This is a genomic window from Cysteiniphilum sp. (genome assembly GCF_057495195.1).
In genome coordinates this window covers 1-7,035 of sequence record NZ_JBXTEF010000110.1, presented here as the reverse complement: position 1 = coordinate 7,035, position 7,035 = coordinate 1, and the positions used below count along the sequence as shown (strand labels likewise).

6 protein-coding genes and 1 rRNA gene are annotated in these 7,035 nt (G+C 39.8%); 2 read left to right on the top strand and 5 right to left on the bottom strand.

The annotated features are described in order from the left end of the window. Positions 1 to 114 precede the first annotated feature (114 nt). Positions 115 to 927, top strand: coding sequence for an alpha/beta fold hydrolase (locus ACY10D_RS10025; protein WP_487000592.1), 813 nt, complete (start codon positions 115 to 117; stop codon positions 925 to 927). A gap of 127 nt (positions 928 to 1,054) precedes the next feature. Here the strand turns inward: ACY10D_RS10025 and ACY10D_RS10020 are convergent, their stop codons facing one another. Then, positions 1,055 to 1,627, bottom strand: coding sequence for a flavodoxin family protein (locus tag ACY10D_RS10020; RefSeq protein WP_487000591.1), 573 nt, complete (start codon positions 1,625 to 1,627; stop codon positions 1,055 to 1,057). Between the two features lie 181 nt (positions 1,628 to 1,808). Between ACY10D_RS10020 and ACY10D_RS10015 the strand changes: the two genes are divergently transcribed. Then, a complete protein-coding gene (locus ACY10D_RS10015; protein ID WP_487000590.1) occupies positions 1,809 to 3,077 on the top strand; it encodes an MFS transporter in 1,269 nt (422 codons plus the stop codon). On the opposite strand, the gene ACY10D_RS10010 is transcribed toward ACY10D_RS10015, so the two are convergent. From ACY10D_RS10010 to rrf, 4 genes are all read right to left on the bottom strand, one after another. After that, entirely contained in the window at positions 3,074 to 3,889 is an 816-nt protein-coding gene (locus ACY10D_RS10010; protein ID WP_487000589.1) for a PhzF family phenazine biosynthesis protein, read from the bottom strand. The two genes, ACY10D_RS10015 and ACY10D_RS10010, sit on opposite strands and share 4 nt — an antisense overlap. After that, complete coding sequence (gene serS / locus ACY10D_RS10005; protein WP_487000588.1) at positions 3,873 to 5,150, bottom strand: serine--tRNA ligase; 1,278 nt, start codon at positions 5,148 to 5,150, stop codon at positions 3,873 to 3,875. The genes ACY10D_RS10010 and serS overlap by 17 nt, the downstream gene beginning before the upstream one ends. 21 nt (positions 5,151 to 5,171) lie before the next feature. Beyond that, the gene (gene gpmI / locus ACY10D_RS10000) at positions 5,172 to 6,710 is read right to left on the bottom strand and encodes a 2,3-bisphosphoglycerate-independent phosphoglycerate mutase (RefSeq protein WP_487000587.1); all 1,539 of its coding nucleotides are present in this window, start codon (positions 6,708 to 6,710) and stop codon (positions 5,172 to 5,174) included. Between the two features lie 120 nt (positions 6,711 to 6,830). Beyond that, a 5S ribosomal RNA gene (rrf, locus tag ACY10D_RS09995) occupies positions 6,831 to 6,945 on the bottom strand. Positions 6,946 to 7,035 lie beyond the last annotated feature (90 nt).

Genomic DNA, 7,035 nt, shown 5'->3' with positions numbered 1-7,035 from the left:
CGCTTTAATAGTCAGCCCTTTATAAGGATTTATTATACTACATTTTGTATTTGTTTATTTAGAATATGCAGCACTAGGCTATTATTTATAGCCAACATAAGTTAAGGACAACTCATGACGCTGAAAAAAATCCTTTGCAATAATCGCGAGATAAATTGTCATTATTACGCACATCACAACAGCCACATAACACTAACATTTATACATGGAATGGGTGGGCGCCAAATACAATGGCATCATCAGGTGACATTTTTCAAGCAGTTTTTTAATGTCATCACACTAGATTTACCAGGGCATGGACAAAGTCCTGTTATTACAGATAGCGGGACAAACCCTTACACACTTGATGAATATGTTAACGATATTACCCATGTTATTTCGGAGTTAGGTAGCGCTCACAATATTATCATTGGACATTCACGAGGTGGCGCGTATGCTTATGCCACCGCTCAAAAACATCGCTTAAGCCTTAATATTACTCAGCTTATACTCATCAGCCCATCGCCATGCACCAAGCTTGATGCTGAAAACTTTGCCTTTTGGAACCAGCCTCTTGATGTCTTAGAAAGCATCCGCGACAACATGAATCAATTTTTTGCATCATCAGGCTTCCACACCGATACGCAACAAGCGCTTATTGATGAGCAAGTCAATGCCGGCAAAACTAATGATTTAGAGGTAATCAAAAAGTTAAACTTAGGGATGCATGATATTAAAAATGCAGAAAACTTCAGCATTCCAACACTATTAATCACCTCACCTGAGGATAAAATTGTTGATACTGACAGCAGTATTAGCTTTTATCAAAACATTAAAAACATCACATATGCGAGCATGAGCAAAAGCGGGCACTTTGCACCATTAGAAGAACCTGAGCAAATTAATAAAATTATTTTGGACTGGATACTTAATCATGCTAAAGCCTAAAGGTGCGCCTTATGTTAGTACGCAATGGCTTTTTGATCATTTAAATCTACCACAACTCGTCATACTCGATGCGACACTCACCGATAAAAATGGATCGTGGAGTGAGTGGGGTAATAAAAAATTGCAATTACCTTTTTGCCAACAAAATCACATACTCTGCGATGCGTCGCCCAAATAATTCCGCCGTTCTTTTATCACCAATCGGAGGTGTTACTTCCGGTGAGTCATTTTCTGACTGTGTCATAAGCCCCAAAGATCCGCCCATACGATTAAGTGCTTCCAAATGCCCACCATGATGCTCATTTTGCCCAGAAGTATTATCAATACCCAATGACAACCACAACATACCATGCTGACAAGCAAAAGTGCATAACTGCATTAACACGTTAAACTTATCGCCACTTAGAGAGCCTGAATTGGTAAATCCAGCAGCAAGTTTGTCTTTCCAGCCTTTTTTTAACCAAACCTTTGATGCATCATCCATAAACTTTTTGAACTGGTATGGCACCGAGCCCATATACGTTGGCGCACCAAAAACAATCGCTTCATAATCATTAAGCGCATCGACATCTTGCAGCTCATCAACACTGATAAGCACCGCATGCACTTCTTTTAGAGCATTGATACCCATTCTAATATGCTCTGCTACTTTCTTAGTATGACCATAACCACTGTAATAAACGATTGCTACATTTTTCATGTTAAAAATGATATTCATTCTTAAATAAAGTATTGGCATTGTAGCATGCATTGTGTGAGATTCAATAAAGCCTCTCAAACAAAAATATGATCAGCTTAGTGCCGCCAGTTTAGGGTGCATTTCAAATTCAATCTCTGCTAGACTTACGCATACTAAAAATTCATATAACAAGTATCTTCTTATGACTACTGATCAGCGCCCACAAAGGGTTACCTTTTTTGGGTGTTTTTTATTTCTACTTGGCAGCCTCTTCTTTATCTATGAGTATTTTGCACGCACCTCGCTGGACTCTTTAAATGCTATGCCACACAATGCATTTGCCAACAGCTTACACATCACGCCTGAACAATTAAGTCTAATTGGTGCCGCCTACGCGATTGCCTATTCTGTCATGCAAATCCCAGTAGGCATTATTTTGGATCGCTTTGGCGTACGTAAGGTGGGGACTTTTGCTATTTTATGGTGCGCCATTGGTGTTTTGGTCTTCAGCTTTGCCTCAAGCTTTTATTCCGCATTTATTGGTCGATTTTTTATTGGCTTTGGTTCTGCCTTTGCCTTTATCCTACTTCTTAAAATCGTGCTTGACTGGTTTCCACACCGCATTCTAGGTCTTGTGGTTGGTATGACTCAGATTCTTAGCGTAATTGGTCCTATTCTCTCCAACGTACCCTTAGCTTACGCACTTGAATCGGTGGATTATCAATGGCGCATTGTTTTTTATTTCATAACCGTTGCAGGCATTATATTGTCAGTTATTTTCTTGATATTTGCACGCGATCGCCAATCAACAAAAAACATCCTATCAATTAAAGAAGTCGCACTGCAGACGTTATCACTTTTTAGATACCGCCAAATTATTATCATCGCTATTTTTGCCTTTTTCATCTATCCAGCTGCTGAGCTATTTGGCTCGCTATATGGCTCTAGTTACTTGGTCAGCATGGGCTACTCGCAAATTTCGGCAAGCTCTGCGATTCAATTTATTTGGCTTGGGATGGGGCTTGGCAGTCCAATATTAGGTTTATGCTCAGACTTAATGCGTAAACGTAAGCCCGTTCTTTATTTAGCTGCATTAATAGGTGTGATTGCCTCATCGATTATTGTTTGGCTACCGAATTTACATTTACACGTATATTACTTACTGTTTTTCTTATTTGGATTTGCCACAGGTGCTCAGGCCATTTCTTTTAGTGTTGTGGTTGAAAACGTGCCCAGAAAACTTGAAGCAACGGCAATGGCATTCAACAATATGAGTGTTGTTTTGGGTGCTGCGATTATTCAAATATTAGGTGGCATCACCTTGAGTAAAATAGCATTAAGCTCAACACACTTTAGTACGCAAAATTATGAGGTAATGCTAAGCATCAGTATTATATTTTTTGCAGTGGCTTTTGTTTTTAGTTTATTTTTTATTAAAGAGACGCATTGTCAAAGGCAAATTAAGAACTAAACACCATATGTGTTATGCAACAAACCTTCAGACATCAATATCGCCTGACCACTTAATAGCACACGATCACCTTCTACTTCAATGTTAATTTCACCACCACGAGATGATGCTTGATAGGCTTGAAAATGCTTTTTATCCAATTTTTTCATCCAGTAATGTGCTAATTTGCAATGCGCTGAACCCGTTACCGGATCCTCATTAACACCAACGCGCGGTCCAAAAAACCGTGATACAAAATCGTATGGTTCAGAACCTTTAGCTGTGATAATAATGCCACGACAGTCAATCTGAGCTAACAAGCTAAAATCAGGCTTAAATAATCTAACTGCTTGATCATCCTCAAGCTCAACAATGATATCATCATAAGCCTGTGCTACCTCACACAGTGCTACCTGTGGAAAGCTTGCCGCAAAAGAAGATTTGTCTGACAGTTGTGTCATCTGTAGCGGAAAGTTTAAGGCATAGCGCTTATCTACACGCTTATTCACAATTAGCTCACCACTTAACGATTGAAAAGCAATTGACTCCGCATGAAACAGATTATTTTTATCTAGCACATGCGCCGCTGCTAATGTCGCATGACCACATAGCTTCACTTCAACAGCAGGCGTAAACCAACGGATATGAAAGCGCCCCTTAGAAAGCGACTTCACAAAAGCAGTCTCTGACAAGTTTATTTCTGCTGCAATCTGCTGACACATCACATCATCAGGGAAATCATCTACTAAAATAACCGCTGCGGGATTACCGGTATAAGGCTTGTGTGCAAAAGCATCGACTGTCCAAAATTTCATGTTAGGCTTTAATGACATGCAATCCACCCATATACTTGCGCAATACCTCAGGCACAACAATGGAACCATCTTTTTGCTGATAATTCTCTAATACGGCAACAAGCGTTCTGCCAACTGCTAAACCTGAGCCATTTAATGTGTGCAACAGCTCTGGCTTATTCATATCTTTTGATTTAAACCGTGCTTGCATACGCCTGGCTTGGAAATCACCACACCAACTACAAGATGAAATCTCACGATAAGTGTTTTGTGATGGAATCCAAACTTCCAAATCATAGGTTTTACGTGCGGAAAAGCCCATATCCCCTGTACATAAGGTCAAGACACGATAAGGAAGTTCAAGCTTTTGTAACACTGCTTCGGCATGTGTGGTTAACTCTTCCAGTGCATTTAAGCCTTCATCAGGTGCGACGACATGCACCATTTCGACTTTTTCAAATTGATGCTGACGGATAAGCCCACGTGTATCGCGACCATAAGATCCTGCCTCACTACGAAAGCATGGTGTATGTCCTACGAATTTCAAGGGCAAGCTTTCAGCTGCAATAATTTCATCACGTACGATATTGGTAATTGGCACTTCCGCCGTAGGAATTAAGCTAAATGGGAATTGCTCTTGAATATTAAAAAGATCTTCTGAAAACTTCGGCAATTGTCCTGTGCCAAACAGTGAATCCTTGTTGACAAGATAAGGTACATATACTTCATTATAGCCATGTTCATTAACATGCAAATCAATCATAAACTGTGTCAATGCACGTTGCAATTGCGCGATTTCTTTCTTAAGCACAACAAAGCGACTTCCTGTTAACTTAGAGGCAGTTTGAAAGTCCATACCACCAATCTTCTCACCTAAATCCACATGATCTTTCACTTCAAAATCAAACTGCTTTGGCTCACCCCAGCGTCTGATTTCAAGGTTGTCATTTTCATCTTTGCCCACAGGAATATCATCCGCTGGCAAGTTTGGCATTTCCGCAATAATCGCCGTTATTTTATCTTGAATCGCTTTTAGCTCATCTTCTAGCGCTTTAAGCTCATCACCTAAGTTAGCAACTTCTGACAGAATACTTGATGCATCTTTTTTTTGTGCTTTGAGCATCCCGATTTGTTTTGAAGCAGCATTACGCTTAGCTTGTAAATCTTGTGTTTTCTGCTGAACGATACGACGCTCTTCTTCTAGTGCATTAAAGGCATTGACATCAAGCACATAACCACGCGTTAATAGCCCTTTAGCTACTGCATCAATATCACTTCTTAATAATTTAGGGTCAATCATTTACTCTTTACTCACATTTTTTTAATCAAACTTTAAAATAGACTTGCCAGTCATCTCTTTAGGTTGCTTCACTCCAATCACTGCCAGTATCGTTGGGGCGATATCTGATAATTTTCCATCACTTAATGCAACTGAAGCTTTCTTGCCACCTTGATAAATAAAAGGCACGGGATTAGTGGTATGTGCTGTATGCATCTTACCTGTTTCAGGGTCAACCATTTGATCCGCATTACCGTGATCTGCGGTAATAAATAAATTACCATTGATCGTATGAATAGCATCAGCAACACGTCCAAGACATTTATCTAAAGCTTCAATTGCTTTAACTGCTGCGTCATAATTGCCCGTATGCCCAACCATATCAGAGTTGGCATAATTACAAATAATCACATCATATTTTTGTGCGGTAATCGCATCAACCAGTTTATCCGTCACCTCATAAGCACTCATCTCAGGCTGTAAATCATACGTAGCCACTTTAGGCGAGGGGACCAAAATACGATCTTCACCGACAAATGGCGCTTCCTGACCACCATTAAAGAAAAAGGTCACATGTGCATATTTCTCAGTTTCGGCAATTCTCAGCTGCGTCATATGTTGATCTGCCAATACTTGACCCAAGATATTGGTGAGCTTCTCAGGAGCATAAGCAACATGCGCTTTAATATCATCAGCATATTTTGTTAAGGTCACAAAATGCACTTTAGGAAAAACTTGACGCTTAAAGCCAGAAAACTCACTATCGGTAAACACATGTGATAATTGACGCGCACGATCAGAGCGGAAATTCATAAATATAACACTATCACCATCGGCGATTGTCACTGCCTGATTGTGTTTTTTGATGATTGTTGGCTTAACAAACTCGTCATTTTCATTGCGTGCATATGCCATATTTAATGCTTTTTCAGCACTATCGGCCGTATACTCTGCTTTGGCTATTGTCATCGCATCATAGGCTTTCTCAACACGATCCCAACGATTATCACGATCCATTGCATAATAGCGCCCACTAACACTTACAATATAGCCAACACCAAGTTTTGATAATAACGCATCAACTTTTTGCAATGAACTTTCCGCTGAGCGTGGCGGCATATCACGCCCGTCTAAAAAAGCATGAACAAATACTTTTTTTGCACCGCGTTCAGCTGCCAGCTTAATCATTGCAATAATATGATCTTCATGCGAATGTACTCCACCTGGCGATAAAAGTCCCATAATATGCACGGCTTTACCCCCTTTCACAGCTTGATCAACAGCGTTGGTTAGCACTTGATTATCAAAGAAACTTTTATCTTTAATTGCTTCATCAATCCGTGTTAACTCTTGGTATACAATACGACCTGAACCAATATTAATGTGCCCTACTTCCGAGTTACCCATTTGTCCTTGTGGTAAACCCACCATCAAACCTGAGGCATTAATTAAGGTATGCGTGGAATGTTGCCAAATATTATCCCAATTGGGTTTATTGGCATTATTAATGGCATTATCTTTATTTTCTTCACGATACCCCCAACCATCGAGTATCAATAAAACAGTTGTTTGCTTTTTCATAAAATCTCCAGAAAAACAGATTGATCTATTGTATGCGCTCGATAGCCAAAAGGCTAGATAGTTGTAGTTAAAGTGATAGAAACAAAAAAGGCACCGCTTAGGTGCCTTTCTAAATAAAAAACCTGATGATGTTCTACTTTCACATGGCGAATGCCACACTATCATCGACGCTAACTGTTTTCACTTCTGAGTTCGGAATGGAATCAGGTGGTTCACAGTCGCTATCTTCATCAGGTAACTGTCAAGCTGAAAGCTCTAACAATCTATCATAGAGTAATAACCAAGTCTCTCGGGCAATTAGTACTGGTTAGCTTCATACATTACT

Excerpts from the sequence above, each read along its gene's own strand:
- ACY10D_RS10025 (WP_487000592.1), top strand. The coding sequence starts at position 115 with ATGACGCTGAAAAAAATCCTTTGCAATAATCGCGAGATAAATTGTCAT.
- ACY10D_RS10020 (WP_487000591.1), bottom strand. The coding sequence starts at position 1,627 with ATGAAAAATGTAGCAATCGTTTATTACAGTGGTTATGGTCATACTAAG.
- ACY10D_RS10015 (WP_487000590.1), top strand. The coding sequence starts at position 1,809 with ATGACTACTGATCAGCGCCCACAAAGGGTTACCTTTTTTGGGTGTTTT.
- ACY10D_RS10010 (WP_487000589.1), bottom strand. The coding sequence starts at position 3,889 with ATGTCATTAAAGCCTAACATGAAATTTTGGACAGTCGATGCTTTTGCA.
- serS (WP_487000588.1), bottom strand. The coding sequence starts at position 5,150 with ATGATTGACCCTAAATTATTAAGAAGTGATATTGATGCAGTAGCTAAA.
- gpmI (WP_487000587.1), bottom strand. The coding sequence starts at position 6,710 with ATGAAAAAGCAAACAACTGTTTTATTGATACTCGATGGTTGGGGGTAT.